General features: G+C 60.1%; 27 protein-coding genes and 1 tRNA gene. 11 read left to right on the forward strand and 17 right to left on the reverse strand.

Annotated features, from left to right (window positions below; translation table 11 throughout):
- Position 1 precedes the first annotated feature (1 nt).
- The 4 genes from HX817_RS26925 to cysG are packed head-to-tail and all read left to right on the forward strand — an operon-like array spanning position 2 to position 4390.
- On the forward strand, positions 2-1324 hold the full coding sequence (locus HX817_RS26925) for a replication-associated recombination protein A (protein ID WP_003219616.1): 1323 nt from the start codon (positions 2-4) through the stop codon (positions 1322-1324).
- Positions 1324-1698, forward strand: coding sequence for a fluoride efflux transporter CrcB (gene crcB / locus HX817_RS26930; protein WP_003219617.1), 375 nt, complete (start codon positions 1324-1326; stop codon positions 1696-1698). The genes HX817_RS26925 and crcB overlap by 1 nt, the downstream gene beginning before the upstream one ends.
- A 16-nt stretch (positions 1699-1714) precedes the next feature.
- Positions 1715-2995: a serine--tRNA ligase gene (gene serS, locus HX817_RS26935; protein ID WP_003219618.1), complete on the forward strand. Its 1281-nt coding sequence runs from the start codon at positions 1715-1717 to the stop codon at positions 2993-2995.
- Positions 2996-4390, forward strand: a complete 1395-nt coding sequence (cysG, locus tag HX817_RS26940) for a siroheme synthase CysG (RefSeq protein WP_003219620.1) — start codon at positions 2996-2998, stop codon at positions 4388-4390.
- A gap of 163 nt (positions 4391-4553) precedes the next feature.
- On the opposite strand, the gene HX817_RS26945 is transcribed toward cysG, so the two are convergent.
- The 7 genes from HX817_RS26945 to HX817_RS26975 all read right to left on the reverse strand — a co-directional run bounded on the left by HX817_RS26945 (position 4554) and on the right by HX817_RS26975 (position 8766).
- Positions 4554-5549, reverse strand: coding sequence for a glutathione S-transferase family protein (locus HX817_RS26945; RefSeq protein ID WP_177041785.1), 996 nt, complete (start codon positions 5547-5549; stop codon positions 4554-4556).
- 88 nt (positions 5550-5637) lie between these two features.
- Positions 5638-6639 carry a glycosyl transferase family protein gene (locus tag HX817_RS26950; RefSeq protein ID WP_087693048.1) on the reverse strand — a complete coding sequence of 334 codons (1002 nt, stop codon included), beginning with the start codon at positions 6637-6639 and terminating at the stop codon, positions 5638-5640.
- Positions 6636-6971: a TusE/DsrC/DsvC family sulfur relay protein gene (locus HX817_RS26955; RefSeq protein WP_177041787.1), complete on the reverse strand. Its 336-nt coding sequence runs from the start codon at positions 6969-6971 to the stop codon at positions 6636-6638. Before HX817_RS26955 ends, HX817_RS26950 begins: the two co-directional genes overlap by 4 nt.
- Positions 6968-7261, reverse strand: coding sequence for a sulfurtransferase complex subunit TusB (tusB, locus tag HX817_RS26960; RefSeq protein WP_003219628.1), 294 nt, complete (start codon positions 7259-7261; stop codon positions 6968-6970). Before tusB ends, HX817_RS26955 begins: the two co-directional genes overlap by 4 nt.
- Positions 7261-7611 carry a sulfurtransferase complex subunit TusC gene (gene tusC, locus HX817_RS26965; protein WP_177041789.1) on the reverse strand — a complete coding sequence of 117 codons (351 nt, stop codon included), beginning with the start codon at positions 7609-7611 and terminating at the stop codon, positions 7261-7263. Before tusC ends, tusB begins: the two co-directional genes overlap by 1 nt.
- A 1-nt stretch (position 7612) precedes the next feature.
- Positions 7613-8005: a sulfurtransferase complex subunit TusD gene (gene tusD / locus HX817_RS26970; RefSeq protein ID WP_003219632.1), complete on the reverse strand. Its 393-nt coding sequence runs from the start codon at positions 8003-8005 to the stop codon at positions 7613-7615.
- Between the two features lie 89 nt (positions 8006-8094).
- A complete protein-coding gene (locus HX817_RS26975) occupies positions 8095-8766 on the reverse strand; it encodes a Bax inhibitor-1/YccA family protein (RefSeq protein WP_003219636.1) in 672 nt (223 codons plus the stop codon).
- A gap of 152 nt (positions 8767-8918) precedes the next feature.
- On the opposite strand from HX817_RS26975, the gene HX817_RS26980 reads away from it, so the two are divergent.
- Positions 8919-9009, forward strand: a tRNA-Ser gene (locus HX817_RS26980).
- A gap of 248 nt (positions 9010-9257) precedes the next feature.
- Here the strand turns inward: HX817_RS26980 and HX817_RS26985 are convergent.
- The gene (locus HX817_RS26985) at positions 9258-10169 is read right to left on the reverse strand and encodes a bifunctional GNAT family N-acetyltransferase/nucleoside diphosphate kinase regulator (protein ID WP_008431545.1); all 912 of its coding nucleotides are present in this window, start codon (positions 10167-10169) and stop codon (positions 9258-9260) included.
- Between the two features lie 362 nt (positions 10170-10531).
- Here HX817_RS26985 and HX817_RS26990 point away from each other — a divergent pair, with 362 nt between their 5' ends.
- On the forward strand, positions 10532-10990 hold the full coding sequence (locus HX817_RS26990) for an Hsp20 family protein (protein ID WP_003219642.1): 459 nt from the start codon (positions 10532-10534) through the stop codon (positions 10988-10990).
- 127 nt (positions 10991-11117) lie between these two features.
- On the opposite strand, the gene HX817_RS26995 is transcribed toward HX817_RS26990, so the two are convergent.
- From HX817_RS26995 to HX817_RS27010, 4 genes are all read right to left on the reverse strand, one after another.
- Complete coding sequence (locus HX817_RS26995) at positions 11118-12446, reverse strand: OprD family porin (protein WP_177041791.1); 1329 nt, start codon at positions 12444-12446, stop codon at positions 11118-11120.
- A gap of 230 nt (positions 12447-12676) precedes the next feature.
- Positions 12677-12934 (reverse strand): hypothetical protein, encoded by a 258-nt coding sequence (locus HX817_RS27000; RefSeq protein WP_003219645.1) that lies wholly within the window; start codon positions 12932-12934, stop codon positions 12677-12679.
- Positions 12935-12974: 40 nt separating this feature from the next.
- A complete protein-coding gene (locus HX817_RS27005; protein WP_003219647.1) occupies positions 12975-13967 on the reverse strand; it encodes a zinc-dependent alcohol dehydrogenase family protein in 993 nt (330 codons plus the stop codon).
- A 62-nt stretch (positions 13968-14029) separates the two neighbouring features.
- On the reverse strand, positions 14030-14332 hold the full coding sequence (locus tag HX817_RS27010) for a helix-turn-helix transcriptional regulator (protein WP_003219649.1): 303 nt from the start codon (positions 14330-14332) through the stop codon (positions 14030-14032).
- A 598-nt stretch (positions 14333-14930) separates the two neighbouring features.
- Between HX817_RS27010 and HX817_RS27015 the strand changes: the two genes are divergently transcribed.
- A complete protein-coding gene (locus HX817_RS27015) occupies positions 14931-15128 on the forward strand; it encodes a hypothetical protein (protein WP_023658951.1) in 198 nt (65 codons plus the stop codon).
- 56 nt (positions 15129-15184) lie between these two features.
- Here HX817_RS27015 and HX817_RS27020 read toward each other — a convergent pair whose 3' ends face one another.
- Positions 15185-15745: a fasciclin domain-containing protein gene (locus HX817_RS27020; RefSeq protein WP_003219652.1), complete on the reverse strand. Its 561-nt coding sequence runs from the start codon at positions 15743-15745 to the stop codon at positions 15185-15187.
- Between the two features lie 191 nt (positions 15746-15936).
- Between HX817_RS27020 and HX817_RS27025 the strand changes: the two genes are divergently transcribed.
- Entirely contained in the window at positions 15937-16686 is a 750-nt protein-coding gene (locus HX817_RS27025) for a hypothetical protein (protein WP_032898777.1), read from the forward strand.
- 15 nt (positions 16687-16701) lie between these two features.
- Here HX817_RS27025 and HX817_RS27030 read toward each other — a convergent pair whose 3' ends face one another.
- A complete protein-coding gene (locus HX817_RS27030; protein ID WP_177041804.1) occupies positions 16702-17964 on the reverse strand; it encodes an MFS transporter in 1263 nt (420 codons plus the stop codon).
- Positions 17965-18207: 243 nt separating this feature from the next.
- Here HX817_RS27030 and HX817_RS27035 point away from each other — a divergent pair, with 243 nt between their 5' ends.
- Positions 18208-19335, forward strand: a complete 1128-nt coding sequence (locus tag HX817_RS27035) for an MFS transporter (protein WP_177041806.1) — start codon at positions 18208-18210, stop codon at positions 19333-19335.
- A gap of 55 nt (positions 19336-19390) precedes the next feature.
- Positions 19391-20488, forward strand: coding sequence for a LacI family DNA-binding transcriptional regulator (locus tag HX817_RS27040; protein WP_008431528.1), 1098 nt, complete (start codon positions 19391-19393; stop codon positions 20486-20488).
- 108 nt (positions 20489-20596) lie between these two features.
- Here HX817_RS27040 and HX817_RS27045 read toward each other — a convergent pair whose 3' ends face one another.
- From HX817_RS27045 to HX817_RS27055, 3 genes are read right to left on the reverse strand one after another with little or no spacing between them, the layout of a single operon-like run.
- Positions 20597-22207 carry a GMC oxidoreductase gene (locus HX817_RS27045; protein WP_177041793.1) on the reverse strand — a complete coding sequence of 537 codons (1611 nt, stop codon included), beginning with the start codon at positions 22205-22207 and terminating at the stop codon, positions 20597-20599.
- A gap of 17 nt (positions 22208-22224) precedes the next feature.
- Entirely contained in the window at positions 22225-24012 is a 1788-nt protein-coding gene (locus HX817_RS27050) for a thiamine pyrophosphate-binding protein (RefSeq protein ID WP_177041795.1), read from the reverse strand.
- The gene (locus HX817_RS27055) at positions 24009-24728 is read right to left on the reverse strand and encodes a ThuA domain-containing protein (protein WP_177041798.1); all 720 of its coding nucleotides are present in this window, start codon (positions 24726-24728) and stop codon (positions 24009-24011) included. The genes HX817_RS27050 and HX817_RS27055 overlap by 4 nt, the downstream gene beginning before the upstream one ends.
- A gap of 288 nt (positions 24729-25016) precedes the next feature.
- Between HX817_RS27055 and hisD the strand changes: the two genes are divergently transcribed.
- The gene (gene hisD / locus HX817_RS27060; RefSeq protein WP_008431521.1) at positions 25017-26300 is read left to right on the forward strand and encodes a histidinol dehydrogenase; all 1284 of its coding nucleotides are present in this window, start codon (positions 25017-25019) and stop codon (positions 26298-26300) included.
- Positions 26301-26411 lie beyond the last annotated feature (111 nt).

The following is a 26411-nucleotide window of genomic DNA, read 5'->3' on the forward strand; positions in this document are numbered from 1 at the left end:
CATGGACCTGTTTCGAAGTGACCCGATTGCTCAGCCTCTGGCGGCGCGCCTGCGCTCGACCAACCTGGACGAGTACGTCGGGCAGGAACACCTGCTCGCCCGCGGCAAGCCTTTGCGCGAGGCCCTTGAGCAGGGTGCGCTGCACTCGATGATTTTCTGGGGGCCGCCGGGCGTGGGTAAAACCACCCTGGCGCGGCTCCTGGCAAAAGTCTCGGATGCACACTTCGAGACGGTCTCGGCGGTGCTGGCCGGGGTCAAGGAGATCCGCCAGGCGGTGGAAGTCGCCAAGCAGCAGGCCGGGCAGTACGGCAAGCGCACCATCCTGTTCGTCGACGAAGTGCATCGCTTCAACAAGTCGCAGCAGGATGCGTTCTTGCCGTATGTCGAAGACGGCACGCTGATCTTTATTGGTGCCACCACCGAAAACCCGTCTTTTGAACTGAACAATGCCTTGCTGTCCCGGGCGCGTGTCTATGTGCTCAAGAGCCTCGATGAAGCCGCGATGCAGAAGCTCTTGCAGCGTGCGCTGAACGAAGACAAGGGCCTGGGCAAGCGCCAGTTGAGTGTCAGTGAGGAAGGCTTCAAGATCCTGCTGACTGCTGCGGATGGCGACGGTCGACGTTTTCTCAATCTGCTGGAAAACGCTTCCGACCTGGCCGAGGATGGCAGCGAAATCGGCGTCGACTTGCTGCAGAGCCTGTTGGGCGACACCCGCCGGCGTTTCGACAAGGGCGGCGAAGCGTTCTACGACCAGATTTCCGCGCTGCACAAATCTGTGCGCGGCTCCAACCCCGACGGCGCGCTGTACTGGTTTGCGCGGATGATCGACGGCGGTTGCGACCCGTTGTACCTCGCCCGGCGCGTGGTGCGCATGGCCAGCGAAGATATCGGCAATGCCGACCCGCGTGCGCTGAGCCTGTGCCTGGCCGCCTGGGAAGTGCAGGAACGCCTGGGCAGCCCGGAAGGCGAGTTGGCGGTGGCCCAGGCCATCACCTATCTGGCCTGCGCACCGAAGAGCAACGCGGTGTACATGGGCTTCAAGTCCGCCCTGCGTGCTGCCGCCGAGCATGGTTCCCTGGAAGTGCCGCTGCACCTGCGCAATGCGCCGACCAAGCTGATGAAGCAACTCGGCTACGGCGATGAATACCGCTACGCCCACGATGAGCCGGACGCCTATGCGGCTGGCGAAGATTACTTCCCGGATGACCTTGAGCCGCAGCCGTTCTACCAGCCGGTGCCCCGCGGCCTGGAGCTGAAGATCGGCGAAAAGCTCAATCACCTTGCCCAACTTGACCGGCTCAGTCCGAAACAGCGGAGAAAGTAGTGCTCAGAACGATTCTTGCCGTGTCCGTGGCCGGCATCGCTGGTACATTATTGCGTTTCGCCACCAGCACCTGGGTCAGCGCCAATTGGCCGAAGCATTTTTATGCGGCGACCCTGGCGGTCAACCTGGTGGGCTGTTTGATCATCGGCTTGTTGTACGGGTGGTTTCTGCTTCGCCCGGAAGTGCCGATTGAGATTCGTGCCGGCTTGATTGTCGGTTTTGTAGGCGGTCTGACGACCTTTTCATCCTTTTCACTGGACACGCTACGCCTGCTGGAAAGCGGGCAGGCACCGGTCGCCTTCGGGTACCTGGCCGTCAGCGTGTTCGGCGGGCTGCTCGCCACCTGGGCTGGCCTGTCCTTGACCAAACTTTGATAAACGAGAGACCGACATGCTCGATTCCAAACTGTTACGTAGCAACCTTCAGGACGTAGCGGACCGCCTGGCATCCCGTGGCTTTGCCTTGGATGTTGCGCGCATCGAAGCGCTGGAAGAACAGCGCAAGACCGTCCAGACCCGCACCGAAGCACTGCAGGCTGAGCGTAATGCGCGTTCCAAATCCATCGGTCAGGCCAAGCAGCGCGGCGAAGACATCGCGCCGTTGATGGCGGACGTCGAGCGTATGGCTGGCGAGTTGGCTTCCGGCAAAGTCGAGCTGGACGTTATCCAGACCGAACTGGACTCGATCCTGCTGGGCATCCCGAACCTGCCGCACGAATCCGTGCCGATCGGCGAAGACGAAGACGGCAACGTCGAAGTCCGTCGCTGGGGCACGCCAAAAGCCTTCGATTTCGAGATCAAGGACCACGTCGCCCTGGGCGAACTGACCGGTGGCCTGGACTTCGAAACGGCGGCCAAAATGTCCGGCGCGCGCTTTGCCTTGCTGCGTGGCCCGATTGCACGCATGCACCGCGCCCTGGCGCAGTTCATGATCAACCTGCACACCGGCGAGCACGGCTACGAAGAGGCTTACACCCCGTACCTGGTCCAGGCTCCGGCGCTGATGGGCACCAGCCAGCTGCCGAAATTCGAGGAAGACCTGTTCAAGATCAGCCGCGATGGCGAAGCCGACTTGTACCTGATCCCGACCGCCGAAGTGTCGCTGACCAATATCGTGGCCGGGGAAATCCTCGACGCCAAGCAGCTGCCGATCAAGTTTGTCGCCCACTCGCCATGCTTTCGCAGCGAAGCCGGTGCATCGGGCCGCGACACCCGCGGCATGATTCGCCAGCACCAGTTCGACAAGGTCGAGATGGTGCAGGTTGTCGAGCCGTCGACTTCCATGGAAGCGCTGGAAGGCCTGACCGCCAACGCCGAACGCGTCCTGCAACTGCTGGAGCTGCCGTACCGCGTTCTGGCGCTGTGCACCGGCGACATGGGTTTCAGCGCCGTGAAGACTTACGACCTGGAAGTGTGGGTGCCGAGCCAGGATAAATACCGCGAGATTTCGTCGTGCTCCAACTGCGGTGATTTCCAGGCCCGTCGCATGCAGGCGCGTTTCCGTAACCCGGAAACCGGCAAGCCCGAGCTGGTCCACACCCTCAACGGTTCGGGCCTGGCAGTAGGCCGTACCCTGGTGGCCGTGCTGGAAAACTACCAGCAGGCTGACGGTTCGATCCGCGTACCTGAAGTGCTCAAGCCGTACATGGCGGGCGTTGAGGTCATCGGCTAAATGGAATTTCTGCCGCTGTTTCATAACCTGCGCGGCAGTCGTGTGTTGGTCGTCGGTGGCGGGGAGATTGCCTTGCGCAAATCCCGGCTGCTGGCCGACGCCGGCGCGTTGTTGCGGGTGGTTGCTCCCCAGATTGAAGACCAGTTGCGTGAACTGGTGCAGGGCAGTGGCGGTGAACTGATTTTGCGTGGTTATCAGGAGGCCGACCTCGACGGTTGCACCCTGATCATCGCGGCGACCGACGACGAGCCGCTGAACGCGCAAGTGTCCAGCGATGCCCGGCGTCGTTGCGTACCGGTCAATGTGGTGGATGCGCCGGCCTTGTGCAGCGTGATCTTCCCGGCGATTGTCGACCGTTCGCCGTTGGTGATCGCAGTGTCCAGCGGCGGCGATGCGCCGGTGCTGGCACGGCTGATCCGCGCCAAGCTGGAAACCTGGATTCCGTCGACTTACGGCCAGTTGGCCGGGCTGGCGGCGCGGTTTCGCAGCCAGGTCAAAGGCTTGTTCCCGGATGTGCAGCAACGTCGCGCGTTCTGGGAAGATGTCTTCCAGGGCCCGATTGCTGATCGGCAACTGGCCGGGCAGGGCGATGAAGCCGAGCGTCTGCTGGTGGAGAAAATCAACGGCGCACCGCCCCACGCACCGGGCGAAGTCTACCTGGTGGGCGCAGGCCCGGGTGATCCGGACCTGCTGACGTTCCGCGCCTTGCGCTTGATGCAACAGGCCGACGTGGTGCTGTACGACCGGCTGGTGGCGCCGGCGATTCTTGAGCTGTGCCGTCGCGATGCCGAGCGGGTGTATGTCGGCAAGCGTCGCGCCGACCATGCGGTGCCGCAGGACCAGATCAACCAGCAACTGGTGGACCTGGCCAGGCAAGGCAAGCGCGTGCTGCGGCTCAAGGGTGGCGACCCGTTCATCTTTGGGCGTGGCGGTGAAGAGATCGAAGAGCTGGCGGCCCATGGCATCCCGTTCCAAGTGGTGCCGGGTATTACCGCGGCCAGTGGTTGCGCGGCGTATGCCGGTATTCCGCTGACCCACCGCGACTATGCGCAATCGGTTCGCTTCATTACCGGGCACTTGAAGGACGGGACTTCGGATCTGCCGTGGAGTGACCTGGTGGGCCCTTCGCAGACCCTGGTGTTCTACATGGGCTTGATCGGGTTGCCGATCATCTGCGAACAGCTGATCAAGCATGGTCGTTCGGCGGATACGCCGGCGGCGTTGATCCAGCAGGGCACCACGTCCAACCAGCGGGTGTTTACCGGCACCCTGGCTGACCTGCCACGCATGGTGGCGGAACATGAGGTTCATGCGCCGACACTGGTGATTGTGGGAGAAGTGGTGCAGTTGCGTGAGAAGCTGAAGTGGTTTGAAGGCGCTCAGTCGCAAGTCTGACACGTCTCTTGTGGCGAGACCGTCTCTGTGGCGAGGGAGCTTGCTGTGGGGAGGGAGCTTGCTGTGGCGAGGGAGCTTGCTCCCGCTGGAGTGCGAAGCGCTCCCAGGATTTTGGGGCCGCTGCGCAGCCCAGCGGGAGCAAGCTCCCTCGCCACAGGGTGTGTCAGCTCAAGATGCCTTTTCCGCTCAGTCTCGCGCGGTCATGTTCCGCCTCAAACGTCTGCAACGGCCCCTTTGGCACAATCCCCGTCGGATTAATCGTGCGGTGACTGGCGTAGTAATGCCCCTTGATGTGAGCAAAATCCACCGTCTCGGCAATCCCCGGCCACTGATACAACTCCCTTAGCCAGTTCGACAGGTTCGGATAATCCGCAATTCGCCGCAGGTTGCATTTGAAGTGGCTGTAGTACACCGCATCAAACCGAATCGCCGTGGTGAAAAGCCTTACATCGGCTTCAGTCAGGTATTCTCCCGCCAGGTAACGATGCTCACCCAAGTGCTGCTCAAGGTGATCCAGTTCGGCAAACACATCATCAAATGCGGCCTCATAAGCCTTTTGTGACGTGGCAAAGCCTGCGCGGTACACACCGTTGTTCACGGCGGGATAGATTCGATCGTTCAGTGCATCAATGGTCGAGCGCTGGGCTTCGGGATAGAAATCCAGTTGATTGCCGGTCAGTTCATTAAACGCACTGTTGAACATGCGAATAATCTCCGCCGACTCATTGCTGACAATCCGCTTGAGCTTCTTGTCCCACAACACCGGCACTGTGACCCGCCCGGTGTAGCTGGCGGTGTCGGCGGTGTAGCGTTGGTGCATGAAGGTGAAGTCGTCAAGCTTGTCGCCGCTGGAGCCATGGGCCTTGTCGAAGGTCCAGCCGTTTTCCAGCATCAGCCAACTGACCACCGACACGTCGATCAGGCTTTCCAAGCCTTTGAGCTTGCGCAGGATCAATGTGCGGTGCGCCCAGGGGCAGGCGAGGGATACGTATAAATGGTAGCGACCGGCTTCAGCCGCGAAACCGCCTTTGCCGGTCGGGCCGGGTTCACCATCGGCGGTCACCCAGTTGCGGCGTTGCGCCTGCTCCCGTTGGAAGGCGCCGTCTTCGCTACTTTCGTACCACTGGTCATGCCAGCGTCCTTCGATCAGCAAACCCATGACTGACTCCTTGGCTAATAAGCGTTGGAGTGCAGTCTAAAGGTCTGAGTTCGAACAAAAAGCGCAAAGGCTGGGGGTTAATGATCGACTAAATCGATTTGTCCCGGGCATCCCAGTACTGCTGGGCCAGTTCGAACGCCTGTTCCCGCGGGTGGCCGAGGCCGCGCAAGGCCAGGGCCATGGTGGCGATCAGTGCCAGTTGCGGGTAGCTGTCCTGCACCTCACCGCGCCATAGCGCCTTGAGATGCTCGGGCTCCAGCGCGGCAGGCTTGACGTGACGCTGGGCGGAGAGGGCGGGCCACTCTTCATCCCAGCTCTCGCCGCCGGTAGTGCCGTACAGGTGGCTGATGGTGTCCGGGTTGATCTCGATCTCGCCGCCGTCGCCCTTGACCACGATGCTGTTGTCGCCAAGCAGGCCGCTGGCATCGCGGTGTACGCCCTGGTAGCCCGGGTGGAAGATGCTTTGCAGGCCGCAGCGGGCGCTCAACGGGTTGAGGATGCGCGCCAGTGAATGGATCGGCGAGCGCAGGCCCAGGGTGTTTCGCAGGTCGATCATGCGCTGCAGTTGCGGCGCCCAGTCCCCCAGGGGAATAAACGCCAGGTTGCCCTGTTCAAGGGCCGCTTCCACCTGTTGCCAATTGCGGCACAACGGAATCTGCAAGCCATCCAGCAACTGCTCGGTGTAGAGCCGGCCTGCCGTATGCGCGCCGCCGCCGTGCATCAGGATACGCACGCCGTTCTGTGCCAGGCACTTGGCTGCCAGCAGGTACCACGGCAGGTGGCGTTTTTTACCGGCGTAGGTCGGCCAGTCGACATCCACATTGAGCGACGGTGCATTCAGGCGCTCGCGCACGGCTTCGGTGAAGCCTGCGAGTTCTTCCGGGCTTTCTTCCTTGTGCCGCAGCAGCATGAGGAAGGCGCCGAGCTGGGTGTCTTCGACCTTCTCGTCCAGCAACATGCCCATGGCTTCCCGGGCTTCCTCACGGGTGAGGTTGCGGGCGCCGCGCTTGCCTTTGCCGAGGATGCGCACGAACGGCGCGAACGGGTGCTCAGCAGGGGTTTCAGTGATCAACGGGGCAAAATCAGTCATAAGCAATTCGTCGGCCTGGGCAGGCCCGCCAACTTGGCGGCGAGTTTGGCGGGAGTGCCTTTGAACAGTCGGTTGAGGTGCAGGCTGTTGCCCTTTTCCGGGCCCAGCTTCAAGGCGGTGTACTTGATCAGCGGGCGGGTGGCGGGCGACAGCTGGAATTCGGTATAAAAGCCGCGCAGCAGTTCGAGGATTTCCCAGTGTTCCGGGGTCAGCTCCAGCTCCTCGGTAGTGGCGAGGGCGTTGGCCACGTCGCTGGACCACTCGGTCAGGTCGACGAGGTAGCCGTCCTTGTCCAGTTCGAGGGTGCGTTCACCTACGGTCAAAGTGTTCATAGCCAGGTATTGACCTTGTCATAGTCGATCGACAGCTGGACGAACGCCGGGTAATCGACACTGCCGGCCCATTCAGGCACGGCGAGGTTACGCGCCTGGCTGTCTTCGGCCAGTACAAACACTTTCACGCCCCTGGCCTGCAGGGCCTGGCAAGGCGCGCTGGCGGGTTGCAGGGCGTAGGCGCCGTCGCCGCACAGCAGGATCGCATCCTGGGTGCCACAGAGGCGCAGGCAGCTGTCCAGCCGGCTGTCGGTAAAAGGCGAGTGGGATACCACATGCAAGGTCGACATCAGAGGGTAATCACCTGGTCGTAACGGTCAATCATCTGTGAAATTTGTTCACTGCTCAGCGGCTGTGCGTTGTCGGAGGTGGCCAGCCCGCGCACGGCGAGGCTATGGCTGCAGGCAAACACCTCTTCGACGCCAAATAATTCCAGGGCCTGGAGGTTGGCGCTCAGGTCTTTCTGTTGCACGGCCCTGGCGTCCTGGCTCGCGGCCAGTTGAAACACGCCGTCATCCAGAAACAACAGGCCAATCGGCAAATCAAACGCGCCGCCAGCCAATACGATATCCAGCGCTTCACGGGCGCTGGGGCCGGACCACGGCGCCTGTCGGCTGATCACCAGCAAGGATTTCGACATGTCACGGCCCTCCGAAGCAGATCAAGCGGTCAGCGGACTGGGCGGCGTCATGCAACTGCCCAAGCCCGGACAATGCCCAAGGCGCGTCCAGGTTCACCGCGCTGCGCTGATAACGGGTGGCCTCTTCGGCATTCAGCACGCCACGGCGCAGGGCCGCGGCGATGCACACCACGCCATCGAGCTGATGCTCGCTGACAAACTCGCGCCACTGACGGGCGATATCCTGCTCATCCTGCGGCGCAACAATGTTAGTGGACGCGCTGTAGACGCCATCCTGATAAAAAAACAGCCGCACAATCTCATGTCCACCCGCCAGCGCCGCCTGGGCGAACAGCAAGGCACGGCGCGAGGAGGGCGCATGGGCGGCGGAAAAAAGCGCAATCGCGAACTTCATGGAACACTCTGAAGGCAAAACCTGTGGCAATGATAAAGCCGCAGGCAACAAAAAGCCCGCCGAAGCGGGCTTTTTGCATGCGGCTGCGATCAGTCGTCGCGGCCCATGATGCCGAAGATCTGCAACAGGCTGATAAACAGGTTGTAGATCGATACATACAGGCTGATGGTGGCCATGATGTAGTTACGCTCGCCACCCTGGATGATTGCGCTGGTCTGGAACAGGATGCAGGCCGAGGAGAACAGCACGAAACCTGCGCTGATCGCCAGTTGCAGGCCGCTGATCTGGAAGAACATGCCTGCCAGTACGGCAGCCAGCAACACGAAGAAACCGGCGGTGATGAAACCACCCAGGAAGCTCATGTCCTTGCGGGAGATCAGCACGTAGGCCGACAGGCCGCCAAATACCAGGGCAGTCATGGCAAATGCCGAGCTGACCACTTCCGCGCCGCCGGCCATGCCGAGGTAGCGGTTAAGGATCGGGCCGAGGATAAAGCCCATGAAACCGGTCAGGGCAAACGCCGACACCAGGCCCCAGGCCGAGTCGCGCAGCTTGTTGGTCAGGAAGAACAGACCGTAGAAGCCGATCAGCACGACGAAGATATTCGGGTAGCCGACGCGCATTTGCTGGGCTACGAAGGCCATCACGCCGCTGAACGCGAGGGTGAGAGCGAGCAAGCCGTACGTATTGCGCAGGACGCGGCTAACTTCTAGCTGCTCAGCCTGCGCGTTTCCATTCACTGCGTAATTTTGTTCGCGCATGGCGACACTCCTTCAGTTTTGAAACATTCAGTCGCAAGGATCATAACAGACGCTCTGTAACAAGCTATGGCGAGAGTTTGACAGTGTGTTTCATTCGGGTATTATGGCGCCCGCTGAGGCAGGATGAGCTACGCTAATCCTGTGTTGCACAAGGGAAATTGGCAGAGTGGTTGAATGCACCGGTCTTGAAAACCGGCGGACGTTAATAGCGTCTCCAGGGTTCGAATCCCTGGTTTCCCGCCAAGATTTACTCAAGAGCCCCGCTATTGCGGGGCTTTTGCGTTTCTGGGGTTCAGGAATACACCTCTAATCGTTTCCGTATCATTTCAGGCAGTTTCCGCAACTCTGCAAAAAGTGGGCGTCAGCGGGTAGGTTTCACGATCTCACCCCCCGCGCCGATAACCGTCTCGGTTATCAGTTCACGCTGGAGAAGTCAGGCACCCAAGCCGGGCGCGCTGACTGGCGTGATTCGTTACTGAGAAAAGGCGCAATTACAGGTGGAAGTCGCCCGCAGCCTCCGGCTGGTAAAGCACTTTCTTGATCTCAATCCGGCGGGTCCGGTCAGCAATTCGCCAGTCGATGGCGTCTCCCTCCTGATAGCCAAGGATGGCGGTGCCTATGTCGGAATACACGGAGTGCTTTGCTGCGTTGCTGTCCGCGTCTTCAGGGTAGACCAAGGCCACTTCGAACTCTTCATCGTCCAGTTGCAGCAAGGCCCTGGAGTTCATCGTGATGACATTGCACGCCACCTGCTGCGGCTTGACGACAATGGCCCGCTCAAGCTCATGTTCGAGTTCAACAACCGCCGGGCCTTGCTCGAACGCGATCAGATCCTCGAGCCTGGCCTTGTCGATTTCAGTGATGTAGATCCTGGTGGAGTCGCCACCGGCGCCTTCGCGCAAGAACTGGAAATAGCTCGCCGCCGTCATGGAAAATGACGTCAATGTCGGCGTTTCGCTCTCCAGCATAAAGCCGCTGCGCAGAAAGGCTTTCAGCGAGCGCGAGTTGTCCGGGTGAATCTTGGCGATGAGCTTCTCGGCCCGCATGTCGAGGAAGGCCAGTTTCATGCCTTCGCGGATCGTGCTGGCGCCCAGGTTCCGGCCCCATTTGTCGCTGTCTCCGATGACCAGGACAATCTCGCAATTTGAGCCGGTCTTGATGAGACGGACAAAGCCCACCGGGGCGTCATGCCGGTCATAGGCCATAAAGAATCTGCCGCCCTGGTTGAATAGATGAGTCAGGATCGGCAACTGAGTCCGATCAATGACTTGCTCAATGGAGCGGGAGACATGACGCGAATCGCTCAGATAGCAGGTGATGCGTTCATCCTCTAACCAATCCACCAACGTCAGCGCGTGCGCCCGCGTAATTTCAGGGCACAGCGAAATGAAAGGCTTGTTCATCTTGACCACACTTATTTGTAAAGGATTGAAGCCCTTCATGGATATGTCATGGCGGTTCTTCGGCAACCGGATATTTTAAGACATGCCGCGAGTAATGGCGAACATGCCAGAGAGTTCCAAGAAGCCACCGCTTGCTGAACCCGACCCAGGCAAGCACTCAAGAGAAAGGTGGGCTGACTACGCATCGCAGCCTGAGGGCGGCCTGTCTATCCAACCGAGCAAGCCGTTCCCGGCTGGTACTCAAATGTAAAAATTTTTATCTGGCCTCTTGAAAATTTTCCCGGCGAACATAAATTTTTATCACGCGACGCCGAATGCGGGTCGCGCACTTAATCACTTGGATTTAATCAGGAGATTTTGAGATGGCTACTACCCTTTCCTTGGCCCCTTTGTTCCGTCAATCCGTGGGCTTCGATCGCTTCAATGACCTGTTCGAGTCGGCGCTTCGCAGCGAGGCTCCGAACACTTATCCGCCTCACAATGTGGAAAAGCACGGTGATGACGAATATCGCATTGTCATTGCTGTCGCTGGGCTTACTGAAGCGGATCTGGATATACAGGTCGAGAAGGGCGTTTTGACAGTCGTTGGCGACAAGCGCGAAACCGAGAAAGCAGTCACTTATCTGCACCAGGGCATCGCGCAACGAGCATTTCGGCTGTCGTTCCGGCTGGCAGATCATATCGAGGTGCGCGGTGCTTCGATGAACAACGGGCTGTTAAGCATCGACTTGCTGCGCGTGGTTCCTGAAGAGGCCAAGCCCAAGCGCATCACGATTGGTAGCGGGAAAGAGCCCGAACTGCGTCAGGTTAGTTTGCAATAAGTCAGCGGTAACAAAAAAGGCGCTCTTGGTAGCGCCTTTTTTTGTGTGTGGAATCAAAACGCTTACCGATCAATATCTGGCTACGCAGAGTACCCGGTAGATCCATCAACCGGGCACTTCCGCCTGTTTAGAAGATATTCAACGGGTACTCGGTAATCAGGCGTGTCTGCACCAGATGCCCCCCGGTGGAAGCATCGCCATCGTGCCAGGCTTCCCTCAGGCGGAAGGACAGCTTCTTGGCCGGGCCACTCTGCACGACGTATTTCACTTCGGCGTCGGTTTCGTGTTCCTGGTCGTTGGCGCCATAGAACCCGGTGTAGGCCGAATTGCCGGGGGTATGCGTACCGTCGATGCCAGCACCGCGAATATGGCGGGCCATGAAGCTCAGGCCGGAGGCGCCAAAGGCTCCCATGTCCAGGTCATAGCGCATCTGCCAGGACCGCTCGCCCGGGCCGTTGAAGTCGGAGTATTGCACCGAGTCAGCCAGGTTGATCGAGTTGCCGTAGCGCCCGGCACCGACGCCGGCATTGGTCTCCCCAAAGCCGACGTAGTCGAACGGCTCGTCACCATGCACTTTCTGCCCGGCCAGGGTGAAGGTCTGTGCACCCAGGGTGTAGGCAGCCGCCAGCGAGGCTGCGGTGGTGTCGATGGTCCCGGCCTTGGCGCTGCCGTCGTCCAGTGTGCGATAGAGGTTGAAGTCCAGCGCGACGGATTGGTCATCGGTCAGTGGATGAACAAGGTTCAGGTTGACGTAGTACTGATTCCACACGTCTTCCAGGTGTGCTCCGTACAGCGACGCGGTGAATTCCTTGCTGAACTGGTATTTGCCGCCCGCGAAGCTGGCCGACGACGCTTCCACGCCCGCATAGCTGGCGAGAATGTCGCCGCTGCGCGAGGTGGTGGTGGTACCGGTGCCGGAGGTGTAATGGCCGGCCTCCAGGTTCAGGCCGGTGATTTCATGGCTGTCGATCTGGAAGCCTGTTGCGGTCTGTGGCATCAGGTAGTTATCGGCGGTGGCGAACACCGGCGACGTAGGCTGCAGGTCGCCGACCTTGAGCGTGGTATTGGAAATACGGAACTTGACGTCACCACCGGCCTTCGCGAAGCCATGATCCGGATTGCCATTGGCGTCGGACGGTATGTTCGGGCCACCGGCGCGGTCGGTGTCCCCGTCGATGCGCAACGCCAGGTCGGCAAACGCATCAATGCCGATGCCAATGGTGCCTTGAGTGAAGCCCGAGCTGTAGGTTGCCATCAGCGCCTGGCTCCAGTCACGGGTGTGGGCGCCGTTGCCGTTCTGGTTCCAGAACAGGTTGCGGTTGAGGATATTCAAGCTGCTGTCGGCGACAAAGCCCTTGGAGTCGGACTGATCGCTGGCATAGCTCATGGCCGGCAAGGCAAATGCCAGCGCCACGGCCAAGGTATTGAGCTGAAGTAACGGTTGACGTTTTTTCATTATATTTTGCTCCTGTGCACGAGTTCGTGTGGGAGCATTAAGGCGACAGCCCAGGCCATCAACAAATGAAACTGGATGAAGGTTTTGATATCCCTTTTACCAAATTCCAGGCAAAGAAAAGCCCGCGATGGGGAGTGCGGGCTTAAAGGTGTTCACTTAGGAGCTGGAGTGACGATAAGCGCTCGAGTGTGAAAGGGATGTGAAAGGTTGTTGGGTGCGTAGCGTATTTATCACGAGTGATCCTCTCCTCGCACAATCCTTCCGGCCTTCACCTCATCCGCGTACCCGCTGAGCTTTTCCTGCTGAGCCGCGAGCAGTGCACCCATCTTCATCAGGGCGACTGCTTCGTCGGGTGATTTGGCGACCCCGGCGATAGTGGCCAATTGATTGACCGACCAGGCGATAACGGCCGTCGCATCTTCGAGGTCGTAGAACAGTTCCTGCTGTGCGGTCCTTGGGCCGTCGAGCATTTCCATCAGTTCTGCCATTTACCCGTGCTCTCCAAAAAAGTGGTTCAGTGCGATCAGCTCAAGCACCGTTGCGCCAATCCTCCTGTAAGCCGGCGGACACGGCAATCGCGATTTTCCCTTGAATGCCGTTGTTGGGGCTTTCCAGGCGGGAATGGGCGAGCGGGATGTCGGCAAGGGAATAGACCGCGCCAACGTGTGGCCGCAGTTGACCGTTGGCGATCAGTGCGCTCATTTCATCCAGCTTGCCGCGGTTTTGTCGTGTGAAGACGAAGTGATAACTCGCGTTCCTGCCCCAGGCCTGGACGAGGTTCTGGGGGTGCGCCGTGTCCACAATCGTGACCACGCGACCCAGTTGCGCAAGCGCGTCCGGGCTACGGGACAATGTGGTGCCGCCGATGGTATCGAACACCACATCAACGCCACGGCCACCCGTTTCCCGCAGGATGGCGTCGACGTAATCTTCCTTTTCGTAGTCGATGATTACGTCCGCACCCAGGCTTCGCGCGAACTCGACATTGACGTCGCGTACGGTGGTGAACACCTGGGCGCCAATGGCTTTCGCCAGTTGGATCGCCACATGGCCGACGCCGCCCGCGCCGCCGTGCACCAGGATGCTTTCTCCCACCCTGAGGGCTGCACGCACCACCAGCGCTTCCCAGGCGGTGCCGCCGACCAGGCTCAGGCTTGCCGCTTCAAGGTGACTCAGGGCAGGGGGCTTCTTCCCGATAATGCCTTCGGCCGCCACGTGGTATTCGGCATAGCTGCCGGGTCCGTCAAATATTTGCGGGGTGTACCAGACTTCGTCGCCTGGCGCGAAGGACGTAACCCCCGGCCCGACTTCCTCAACGACCCCCGATACGTCATGCCCGGTAATCGCCGGTAGCGGCACCAGGTCAGCGTAGTCGCCACGTCGGACCTGGTAATCCAGCGGGTTGATGGAGGTTGCGTGTACGCGGACCAGGACTTGCCCCGTGTGCGGAACGGGCTTGGGAACGTCGCGAAGTTCGAATGATTCCGGGCCGCCAAATGACTTGAGTATCAACGCCTTCATTGCATTTCCTCGTTTCGACAAAAAGGGATATCGCGAAATCTCGATATTCTGTGGTAAAAAAACTACAAATCTTTCCCTATGATCTCGGCAAGCCTGCGGATGGTGGCTTCATTGCGCTTGTAGTAAGTCCACTGGCCGATGCGCCTGACTTCGACCAGACCCACCCGTTGCAGCGTTGCCAGGTAACCAGACACCGTCGACTGCGAGAGCCCGATGCCTTCCTGAATACTGCTGACGCACACGCCCACCGTGTGAACGTCCCCTTCATCTTGTGCAGGGAAGTTCTTCTCGGGGTCCTTCAAACCTTTCAGGATTTCGAGGCGTGTCTGGTTTGAGAGGGCTTTGAATATTTCGAGTAAGTCCATGGCGCGATCATATCGAGAATTATCGATATGTCAATGTGTGTCAGATATAAAGGGTAGTCAGTTTCAGGCCTCACCGGAGGCGGCGACCAAGGACCTGTCGCGCTGCGGGCCTCTGAGCTATAACAGTGTAAAAGCACAAAAAACAAACGTGTTTCCGGGCTGTTTTCAGGAGAGAACTCATGAGCGCCATGGACGTGGGGCAAGTGGTGCCTGGCTACGTAACCTTCGTCGGGCGTGAGGCATCGTGGGCCGGACGCCAATTCATGAGCTTCAGCTATAGCGTCAATGGGCAGCACTTTCACAAGTCTCTCAACGAGACGGTTGACGCTTGGTCAACGACGACGCTTCGTAAAGCTTCGTATGGCTTGCGAGTGGGAGACCCGGTGTCTGTCTGGTGTTCTCTCACCGACCCGGAGGTGTGTTGCATTGGCGAAAAACCAGCAGAGAAACCCGCGATCCTGCGGTGGATAGAGTCTCTCGGAGCGTTAGGGCCGTTATGAAATTGATCCACACCGTTCGTCCATCGTCCGGCACTCGCGACACCGCACCGTTTCTCATGTTCAAGCACGGACATCCCGCGCTAGAACGGAGAGCCAGCATGGAAATTAACGAGAAGGCCCCTGGAAACGTATCCCAGCAAGGCGTAACGCGCGGTACAGACAATGAAACTGGGCATGATCCTCGGCGCGATCAACCTGAAGCGCCTCTACCGCCGGACGATGACGCCCCTCTGGAAGAGGATATGTCGGATGTGGATGCCGCTGATTCTGTCGCGAGTGAACACCCCGACAACTGAAGCATCCGAATCAGCCCGACGCACACTGCGTCGGGCTTTTCGGTGTCAAGCGACGATTACGGCATCAGCACCGAATCAACCACATGAATCACGCCATTGGACTGCATCACATCCGCAATGCTGATGCTGGCCTTGCCACCCTTGGCATCCACCACCCACAGTTTGCCGTCATGCAGCTTGATCGTCAGCGACTCACCCTGCACGGTTTTCAACATCACGGTACCGCCGTTCTTCTTGGCGTCGGCCATCAGTTGTGCAGAGGTATGAGTGCCAGCCACCACGTGATAGGTCAGGATTTTTGTGAGATCGGCTTTGTGCTCAGGTTTCACAAGCGTATCCACGGTGCCTGCGGGGAGCTTGGCGAAAGCTTCGTTGGTCGGTGCGAATACGGTGAACGGGCCTTTGCTGTTAAGGGTATCCACCAGTCCGGCTGCCTTGACCGCCGCAACCAGAGTGGTGTGGTCCTTTGAGTTGACTGCGTTTTCGACGATGGTTTTCGTCGGATACATCGCCGCGCCGCCCACCATTACGGTGTCGGCGGCAAAACTTAGGGATGTGGTGACGGAGAGGATCGTAAAGCAGGCAACGGCAGCAATTTTTTTGTAGATGGCGTGCATGATGTATCTCCTTGGTGCTTGTGCCCTCCGGGTGAGGGTATTGAATCTACGTACCAAGGATCAAAGTGGATGCACCTCTGGAAAAATTATTGGTTTGCCGCCCTCACTGCACTTTTTCCCGTTCTTCCGATCTATCTCTGTCCCGACCACACTAATTTCCGGCGTGGACAGCAGACCCAGACCTGGTGCCGATGGATCGCACGTTACCTGTTTTTATCACCCGATGGATGCGTCAGCCGCTGTGGCTGGCTGCGGTTTTGATGCTTTGCGCCAACGGTTGCAGCCAGCAGCAGGGGCGCGATATTGCCACGCAGTTCAGCAACGGCAAGCCCGATGAATTCTTCCAGACCAGCGTTGATCGCATGGCCACCCTGAGCATGCGCGACAACCTGCAAAGCCTGTATCTGCTGATGAGCAAGCTCTACCTGCGCAACCCCAACCAGTGGCGTCAATCGGGTTACACCGACGCGGTGACCGCCGCCCGGCAAATCCGCCAGGCCATCGAACTTCGCCAACCACTGCCCGCCCTGGGCGATCGTCGCGACCTGGCGGCGCTGAGCTATTCGCTGAGCCCGGAGTTTCGCGGCGACCGGGTAGGCGCCTTCATCTACGCGATCGGCAGCATGCTGGTGACGGCACACGGCGGGCGCACCGAGTTTTATATAACGGACTCGATCAACCCGCAGTTCGTCAGCAATGCCGCGCGCAATATCGAGAAGGCCACTTGGCTGCTCAGTCAGCGCCAGGATGCCAATGGCTCGCTGTTGCTGTTCTCCAACGAGATCTCGGAGGCGGGCAGCAACCTCAGCTTTGCCGTGGAGTTCGGCAAGATCGTCGCGCGCCTCGACCTGTTGACCCAGATGCTCGACGAACGCTACCGGCGCATCGGGCTCAACTACGCGCAAAGCTTGCTGCTGATGAATTTCCTGCCGGTGCAGTGACGATGCGGGCCTCCCTCACACCTCGGTTTGCGCTTTGCCGCGGGCAACGGTTTTCTTCGGCGCGCGCATCAGCAGTGGGCCGAACGTCGCGAGCAAACCGAGCATCACCAGCGGGAAGAACATCAGCTTGCTCAGGCCGAAGTTGCTGACGATGACGGTGATGACGGCGGGGCCCACCAGCATCCCGGAAAATCCGATGCAGTTGACGATGCCGATATTGCGCCCGGCATGTGCCGGGTCCCGGCGCCCGGCGGCGGAGATCATCAACGGTGCGATGCACGAAAGGCCGAGGCCAAACAGCGCGAAGCCGACAACGCCGGTCACGGCCGTACCGCCCAATATCGTGGTGATCATGCCGAGGACGCACAACGTACCGCATCCAAACACCACCTGCGCATTACCGAACGCAGCGGCCAGGCGGTCGCCAAAAAGGCGCCCCACGAATGACGCACCGACGAACAGTGAGACCGCCATGCCTGCGGTCGAGGTGGTGGTCGCGAACTCCCGGCGAATGTATTCCTGGCCCCAGTCGGCAATTGCGTTTTCGCCCATCATGCTGCCCAGCAGCAAGGTGCCGAGAGCGATCATCACCAGCAGCGTCTTGGCCGAAGGGCCCTTGCCGGTTTCGTCCCGGGAATGGGTGCCGGCTTGCCAGTCGTCGAGCTGGGCGTCGGGCACATCATGCTTGCCCAGCAACCATCGGCTGAACACACAGCCCAGAATGAACATCGCCAGGCCCAGTACGGTGTAAGGCACCAGCACGCTGTCGGTGTAGAACCGGGTCAGCCAACTGCATGCCATGCCCAGCAGGAAGCCGCCCAGGGAATAGAAGGCATGGAAGCCGGACATGATCGAGCGTCGATAAAACCGTTCAACCTGCACGCCGTGGGCATTCAAGGCGGTATCCAGGGCGCCGCGCAACAGCCCCAGCACAGAGCCGAAACACAGCGCAAACCAGAAACCGTTGACGAAGCCCAGCGGGATAATCGAAAGGGGATAGGCGAGGGCGCCAAGGGTAATTACCGGCTTGGCGCCGAAGGTGTCCAGCAGCCGCCCGACCAGCAGCGCACCGGCTGCGGAACCGACACCGACCCCGAGGGCAATCAGGCCGAAACTCGAGTCCCCGAGTTCTCCCGTCAGGCCAAGCTGGGTCCTGAACACGCTTACACCGGTGGACCAGATGTACATCATGGCGCCGATCATCATGAAGCCGAGAAAGGTGGCGATACGTGCCTTGCGAATACGCGGGGGGATCGGGGTTTTCTGGAAAGTGCTTATCACGCTGCATGGTCCCTTTTGTTTTTGTGGGGTGGTTATGCAATTTTGGGTTATACGAATAACCTTGCGAAAGTAAAACCTGCACCCTGTGGGCTGTCAATGCTTTATCAATCCAGAATATGTAACAGTAACAAGGCAGTGGCTGGCGCTTGAGTTTTAAGTTATACGTATAACTCCAACTGTTCAGGTATTGGGGTTTCCGTGTCGTCTCAAGAGTTGTTATTGCCGTGCTCCACGCCGCATATGTCGGCCTACCGCTTGACGTTTCTGCTGTCCGGCCTGTGCATGGGCGCCTGGGCGCCGCTGGTTCCCTATGCGCGCAGCCGGGCCGGGGTGGACGACGGCGCATTGGGCATCCTGTTGCTGTGCCTGGGCCTCGGCTCACTGGTGATGATGCCGCTGGCGGGCATCCTGAACGCCCGCAAAGGTTGCCGCTTTACCATGCACATCGGCATCGCCCTGGTGTTTCTGACGCTGCCTCTGCTGGCGACCACACATTCATTCTTGGGCTTGATGTTTGCCCTGACCGTGTTCGGCGCAGGGTGCGGCGCAGTGGATGTGACGATGAACGTACAGGGCGTGATGGTTGAGCGTGCGACCGGGCGGTCCTTGATGTCGGGTTTTCATGGCTTGTTCAGCCTGGGCACGATTGTCAGTGCGGCGGGGATCACCGCGCTGCTCTGGCTGGGCGCCACGCCGTTGCTGGCCAGCAGCGCGGTGATGGCGGCACTGGCTGTGTTTGTCCTGAGTTACGGGCGCCATATGCTCGGGCGCAGCGGCGAAGAGGGCAGCCCGATCTTTGTGCGGCCCACGCGTAAAGTCCTGGTGCTGGGGGGGCTGTGCCTGTTCGCGTTTCTGGCCGAAGGTGCGATTCTCGACTGGAGCGCGGTGTTCCTGACCCAGGTGCGTGATGTCGAGCCTTCCATTGCAGGCCTGGGCTACGCCTGCTTCGCCGTGATGATGGCGTTGGGGCGCTTGAGTGGCGACCGGATTCTGCTCAGGCTCGGCGCCCGGCTAGTACTGGTGGGCGGTGGCCTGATTGTAATCCTGGGCTTTCTCACGGTGGTGCTCGCGACGAACTGGCAGGTGAACCTGGTGGGGTTTGCGGTCATCGGCATCGGTTTGGCCAACATCGCGCCGGTGTACCTGTCGCTGGCGGGCGCGCAAAAGACCATGCCGGGGGAACTGGCGATTGCCGCTGCCACCAGCCTCGGTTATCTGGGTATCCTGATGGGCCCGGCGGTGATCGGCTTGTTCGCCCACGCGACGGATCTATCCTGGGCGCTGCTGGCGGTTGCCTCGCTGATGGTCGCAATCATGTTCAGTGCCACACGACTGGTTCCGAAGGTTTCCCCTCAACGGGTACACTGAGCGCCTGTTTTTTCATGACCTCGCATGAGGTTTCAAAAGGATTGGGAAGCAAGCGATGGCCGTTTCAATGAAAGACGTAGCACTGGCGGCAGGGGTGTCCCAGCCTGCGGTGTCTTACGCCTACAACCGACCTTCCAAACTGTCCCCGGCCCAGCGCGAGCATATCCTCGAGGTGGCCGCTTCATTGGGCTACCCGGGCCCCAATGTGCTGGGCCGCAGCCTGCGCTCGGGCAAGATCGGCGCCATCGGGTTGATGATGATGGACAAGTTGTCCCTGGCCTTTGCCGACCCGTGCACCATCGCCATGCTGCGCGGCATCAGTGAAGTGGGCGAGTTGGAAAATGTCGCACTGACACTGTTTCCGCTCAACAACAACCGCCTGGTGGGCCGGGGCCCGGCGGCGAGCCACGGCAGCCTGGCCCTGCGCGGGCTGGTGGATGGCCTGATTATCTCGACCCTGCCCGATGATCACCCGGCGGTGCTGGCGGTGGTGAAGCACAGTATTCCGTTCGTGGTGATCGACTCGCCGCTGGTCGAGAATTCGTTTTTTGTCGGCATCGACGATCGCGGTGCGGCTCGCACGCAAATGCAGCATCTGCTGGACCTGGGCCACCGCAAGATCGGCGTCATCATTGACCGCCTCAACCCGGATGGTTACCGCGGCCCGATTGACCTGCAGCGCTTCAAAAGTGCCAGTGAGCGGATTGTCCGCGAACGCCTCACCGGTTACGTGGAGGCGGCCACCGCCGCGGGCCTGGCGTTTGAAGACCTGAGCGTGATCGAGGCCGGTGGGCTGGATTCCACGTCCGGCCAGGCCGCAGCGTTCACATTGCTGACCTCCAACGACGTCACGGCAGTGGTGGCGTGCTCGGATGTGATGGCGATTGCCTGCATGAAAACCGCCCACGCCCTCAGTCGCCAAGTGCCGCAGACGCTTTCGGTGATCGGCTTCGACGATATTCCCGAGGCGGTGCAACTCGGTTTGACCACCATTGCGCAACCCATGGTGGAGAAGGGCGTGTACGCCGCACGCATGCTGACCGAGCAATTGAATGCCCCGGCTGATGCGCCGCTGGCGCCCGAGCAGAAGATTTTCGCCACCAAGCTGGTGGTGCGTACCTCGACCCGCAGTATCCAGCAGGCAGACGCCTGATCCCGTTGGTAAGGGATCGCTGTAGGAGCTGGCTTGCCTGCGATGGCATCGACTCAATACCACTGACAGACCGAGTCGACTGCATCGCAGGCAAGCCAGCTCCCACCTTTACCCGGGCTGCCCCTTGAAGTGTGCCGCTACTCTGAGGGCATTCGCCGCGATGGTCAGTGCCGGATTAACCGCCGCCGACGACGGGAAGAACGAGCTGTCCACCACCCATACATTCTCCAGGTCATGCAGCTTGCAGTTCAGGTCCAGCACGCTGGTGGTTGGGTCCTTGCCCATCACGGCAGTGCCGCACTGGTGGGAGTTCGTCGCGATGCCCATGCGCGCCTTGAGGATCAGCGGATACCCTGCATCACGCATGGTTTGGGTGGCCTTGCTCACCAGTCCTTCATGGGCCTTGAGGTTGTTCGGCGTCCAGTGAACCTTGATCGCACCGCGCTGCGTGTCGTAGGTGACGCGGTTGTCCTGGGTCGGCAGATCTTCCGAGGTCAGGTACAGGTCGACGCTGTGGTCAGTGATATAGCGTGAAGCGAATTTCGGCAGCCAGGGCCGCATGGCACTGATCATCGGCTCGCGGATTTTCCCCAGCATCTGCACGTTACCCAAGGGGAATGCGTTGTGCGGGCTGGCGCTGTACCAGTCGTTGATGGCCAGGGTTTTCTGGAAGGTCACGTTGTTCTTGCGTCGCGGGTCCACCGCCAGCATGAAGGTGCTGTTGTGCACCATGTAGTTACGCCCCAACTGCCCAGAGCTATTGCCCAGGCCATGAGGATATTGAGCGTTCGCAGACTTGAACAGCAATGCCGCACTGTTGACTGCGCCGCACGCCAGCACGAAGCGTTTGGCACGCAGTGTCACCTCGCGTCCATCGAACAGACCCCGCGCTTGAGTCACGGTTTTGCCATCGTTATCGGTGTTCAGCTGCCGGATCGTGGTGCGAGTCATCAGCCGAATGCTGCCACTGCGCAGGGCGGGCCTGAGCGCAGAAACTTCGGCGTCGGCCTTGGCCTCCACCAGGCACGGATAGCCATCGCAGGTTGAGCACAATACGCAATCGCCGCCATCGCCATAGTCCACCGCCGCCGGCATCACGAACGGCTTGAGTCCGGCACGCTGCATGCTTTGTTCCAGCGCAACCAGGGCCGGGTCGTGCTTGAGTGCCGGTTGCGGGAAGGGTCCTGAACGCCAGGGTTCGCTGGGGTCAATGCCGGCCTGGCCATGCACGCGGTAGAGCTTTTCCGCTTCGGCGTACCAGGGTTCAAACTCGGCGTAGCTGACGGGCCACGCAGGCGACACGCCCTCGGCATGCTGGATCTCGCCAAAGTCCGCCTCGCGAAACCGTGGCAGCATGGCGCCGTAGAATTTGGTGTTGCCGCCGACGTAATAAAACACCCCCGGCGAAAATGCTTGGTTGGCCTGGTCCAGCCACGGTTCGGCATTGCGATAGCGTCCTTGGCCGAACACCGCTTCAGCGCTCCAGTTCTGGATTTCCCGGGGCAGGAAATCCCCTCGTTCGACGATCACAATATCCAGCCCGCTGTCACGCAGGGCATGGGCGAAGGTCGAACCGCCCATGCCCGAGCCGATAATCACCACGTCACAGTTGATCGTGCCATCTGCATCAGGTGTCACCACGTCGAGGGCGCGCGGTTCGCGCGGCGCCCCCGGTTGTGGATTCAGCTCTGCATGATGCGAAATCAATGCATCACTCATGTGAGCCGCTCCGGCATTTACAGGTGTTGTTCGGAATTACGGATTTGCCAGTACTCATCCTGGCGTTCGTCGGTGATGTATTCCGGAATCGGGAAGTCCCACCAGCCGGGCACCCAAGGGCCAGCCGCATCGCGGTCGGTGGGTACTTCGATCAGCACCGGCACATTCAAATCCAGCGCTTCCTGCAGGATAGGCTCAAGGTCTTCCGGGCGCTCCACACGGTAGGATTTGAGGCCGAAGGCTTCGCCCACCGCCTTGAAGTCCGGGCTGTAGGGCGTGCCGTCCGGGTGGTTGAATTCAGTGCCGATATGGCGGCTGGTCTGCTTGCGCTGGCCACCGCGAATCGACATGTAGCCGGCGTTGTTCTGGATCAGGAACACCACAGGGATATTGTTGGTCACGCAGATCGCAATTTCCTGGGAGGTCATCAGGAAATCGCCATCCCCGAGGATGCACACCACCGGCTGGTCAGGCGCCGCCAACTTCGCACCGATGGCCGCAGGTACGGCCCAGCCCATGGACGAGAAGCCGCCGGAGGTCAGGTGGGTACGTGGCGCATAGACCGGGAAAGTCTGCTTGACCGCGCCCTGGGTGTTGCCCGAGCCAACCACCACGATGGTGTCCCGCGGGAACACTTTGCGCAGCGCGCCGAGGGGGCGTTGGGAGGTGAACGGAAAGCGATCGGAGTCACGACGGCCCGCCAGTTTGGTCTCCCATTCTTCCTGATAACCGCGCAGGTCGCTCAGGTACTCTTCGCGCTCAACCGTCTCGCCTTTCAGGCTTTCGACAATGGCGGCGAGGGCGTATTTGGCGTCGGCACAAATGCCCACGGTCACCGGGTAGTTCTTGCCGATTTCATGCGGGTCGATGTCGATGTGGATCAGCTTCGACGGCGGGATCGCGAAGGTCACGCCCTTGGCGTAGCTGGACGACGACCAGTCGGTGAAACGGCAGCCCACGGCGATGATCACGTCTGCGGTGGACGCGACTTTATTTCCGCACAGGGTGCCGGTCTGGCCGACACTGCCGGCGAACAACGGGTGATCTTCCGGGAAGCCGCTCTTGCCGTTCCAGGTGGTGACCACCGGGATCTTCCAGGCTTCGGCCAGGGCGAACAATTGCGCGCTGGCTTCGCCGGTAATCACGCCGCCGCCGATCACCAGCACCGGGCGCTTGCTCAGTTTCAGCTCTTCCACTGCGCGAGCGGTGGCTGCCGGGTCCGGGAAGCATTTGCCGATCGGGGTGCGCTCTTCGAGGGCATGCAGGGTCACTTCAGCGGCCTCGGCCTGCACATCCATCGGGATTTCCAGGTGCACCGGCCCGGGGCGTCCGGTGACCATTGCGCTCCAGGCGCGGTGCATCATGAACGGCAACTCTTCAACACGGGTCGCCACCCAATGACGCTTGGTCACGGCCTCGGCGATTTTCGGGAAGTCGTTGTCGGTGTAGCGCTCCAGCTCCTGCAGCAAGCCATGGCCACGCATGTGGGTGGGTGGCCCGCCGGTGATCAGCATCAGGCTGGTGGAGTCGGTAAACGCGGTGGCCATGCCGATCACCGTGTTGGCGGCGCCGGCACCGATGGACGTCACTGCCGCCATCGGCTTGCCGCTCACCCGGTAGTAACCGTCGGCGAGATGCACCGCGCTCTGCTCATGGAACACCTGGATGAACTTGAGCTTGGAGTCTTCTTCGAGGAAGGCGTCGGTCAGGGTCCAGATACCGTGGCCGGGAATACCGGCGACGTATTCGACGCCATAGTTTTTCAGGGTTTGAGCCACGATCTGGCTGCCGGTCAATTTAGTCATGACAGGACTCCTTGGGTTGATGAAACGGAGGGGGTTGCCTCGGCGGTACTGGCTGCACGCCCGCGTGTCGCCCAGTTCAGGCCTTGCTTGGTCAGGCGGCGGATATTCGGGTCGGCGAGGTTGCTGGTGTCGTGCCCGATGGAGTGATAGAACACCCGCCCAAGGCCCCACTGGCGCACCCAGGCCACCGGGCTGCGATGGCCGTTGAGCCAGGGGAAGGGGTTGCCGTCGAAGGTGGTTTCAGCCAGCACATGAATGTTCGGGTCGACCTGCATGTAGTACTGCTCGGACCGTACCTCGAAATCCTCGACGCCCTGGGTCACCTCGTGGCTGTGGTCGATGACGTTGACCTGGTACGGGTGGGGAAAGCCTTCGCCCATCGGGTGTTCGAGGAATGAGCCGCCGAGCACCCAGTGATATTTGAGGCTGGCGCGAAACGCCGCGCCTGCGCCGTGCCAACCCACCAGGCCGGTGCCGCTTTCGATCGCTTCCAGCAGGCGGTTTTCCTGGGACGCGGTGAGCGTCTCGGTAGTGACGGCGTTGTTCCAGCCGATCACGATCAGGTCATAACCGGTCAAGTCCCTGTCCAGTGTGAAGATGTCGGTGGACTCTTCGACCTCGAAATCCAGTTCCTGGAAAACGGTGCGCGCCCATGCCGCAATTTCGTAGGGGAAATGGCCGGGCCAGCCACCGAATAGATACAAGACTCGACTCACGGTTGATCACCTCTTTACGTTGGGTGTGATTGTTAGGTTATACGTATAACCGCTTATTTAACCTATCACTCCGAATCCCTAAGTCAATGGGGCTTACATGTTTTTCATCGGGGGTTATACGAATAACGTCAGCAGCCCGCCGCAGTGCTTCAACACTGCGTCTGTGTTGCGTCAGGTTGCGTCACCAATAGGGAGGCTGCGAAATTGCCCGGGGCAGGGGGGTAGGAAAAGATGGTTGCCAATGCCGGGGGCATGTCGCGTGCCCTCAAGAACCACCTGGAGCCACTGATGATTCGTTACCTGAAAACGCCTAAACCGGTCGAAGCCCAAGCCGAGATTGCCGCCCAAGTCCGCGATACCGTTGAGCGCATCATCGCCAACGTCGCCCGTAACGGCGATGCGGCCGTACGTGAATACTCGAAGCAGTTTGATCAGTGGTCGCCTGTATCTTTCCGGCTGAGCGACGAAGAAATTGCCGCCTGCGTGGCGAGCCTGTCCGAGCAGGAAATCGGCGATATCACCTTTGCCCAGGCCCAGGTCCGGCGCTTCGCCGAGGTGCAAAAAGCCTCGATGCACGATGTGGAAGTCGAGACCTTGCCTGGCGTGATCCTTGGGCATCGCAATATTCCGGTGAACTCGGTGGCTTGCTACATTCCGGGCGGCAAGTACCCGTTGCTGGCGTCGGCGCATATGAGCGTGCTGACGGCCAAGGTGGCCGGGGTGAAGCGCGTTGTTGCGGCCGCGCCGCCGTTTGATGGCAAGCCTCATCCGGCCATTGTGACGGCGATGTATTTGGCGGGTGCCGATGAGATCTATTGCGTGGGCGGGGTGCAGGCGATTGCTGCGTTTGCGTTGGGCACCGATACGTTCAAGCCGGTGGATATGATCGTTGGGCCGGGTAATGCGTATGTGGCCGAGGCCAAGCGCCAGTTGTTCGGCAAGATTGGTATCGACTTGATTGCCGGGCCTACAGAGACACTGGTGATTGCTGATGACAGCAGCGATGTTGAAATCATCGCTGCCGATTTGTTGGGGCAGGCGGAGCATGGGGTTAATTCGCCTGCGGTGTTTTTGACGAACAGTGCGGAGTTGGCGCAAACCCTGCCGGCGGAGATCGAGCGGCAGTTGGCGATCCTGTCCACCGCACCGGTTGCTTCTGTCGCCTGGCGCGACTATGGCGAAATCATCCTGTGCGACAGCGTCGACGAGCTGGTGCAGGAAGCCGATCGCATCGCCTCCGAGCACGTGCAGGTGATGACCCGCGATCCGTTGTATTTCCTGGAGCACATGACCAATTACGGCGCGTTGTTCCTCGGTGAGCGCACCAACGTTTCCTATGGCGACAAAGTGATTGGGACCAACCACACATTGCCTACCACCGGGACTGCGCGGTACACCGGCGGGCTGTGGGTCGGCAAGTTCATCAAGACGTGCACGTACCAGCGGGTGCTGACGGATGAGGCTTCGGTGTTGGTAGGGGAATACTGCTCGCGGCTTTGCGGGATGGAAGGGTTTGCGGGGCACAAGGAGCAGGCGGATATTCGGATTCGTCGTTACAAGAAGCACGGTTGAGGGTACATATCCGTTGTTTGGGTAACGGCCTCTATTGGTTCCGCTCTTACAGCGGCTCACTTTTGAAGAGCGCAAAAGTAAGCAAAACGCTCTTGCCCCACCACTCGGCAC

The sequence above is a fragment of the Pseudomonas sp. C6002 genome (assembly GCF_013385805.1).
In the GTDB taxonomy this organism is placed as follows: Bacteria; Pseudomonadota; Gammaproteobacteria; order Pseudomonadales; family Pseudomonadaceae; genus Aquipseudomonas.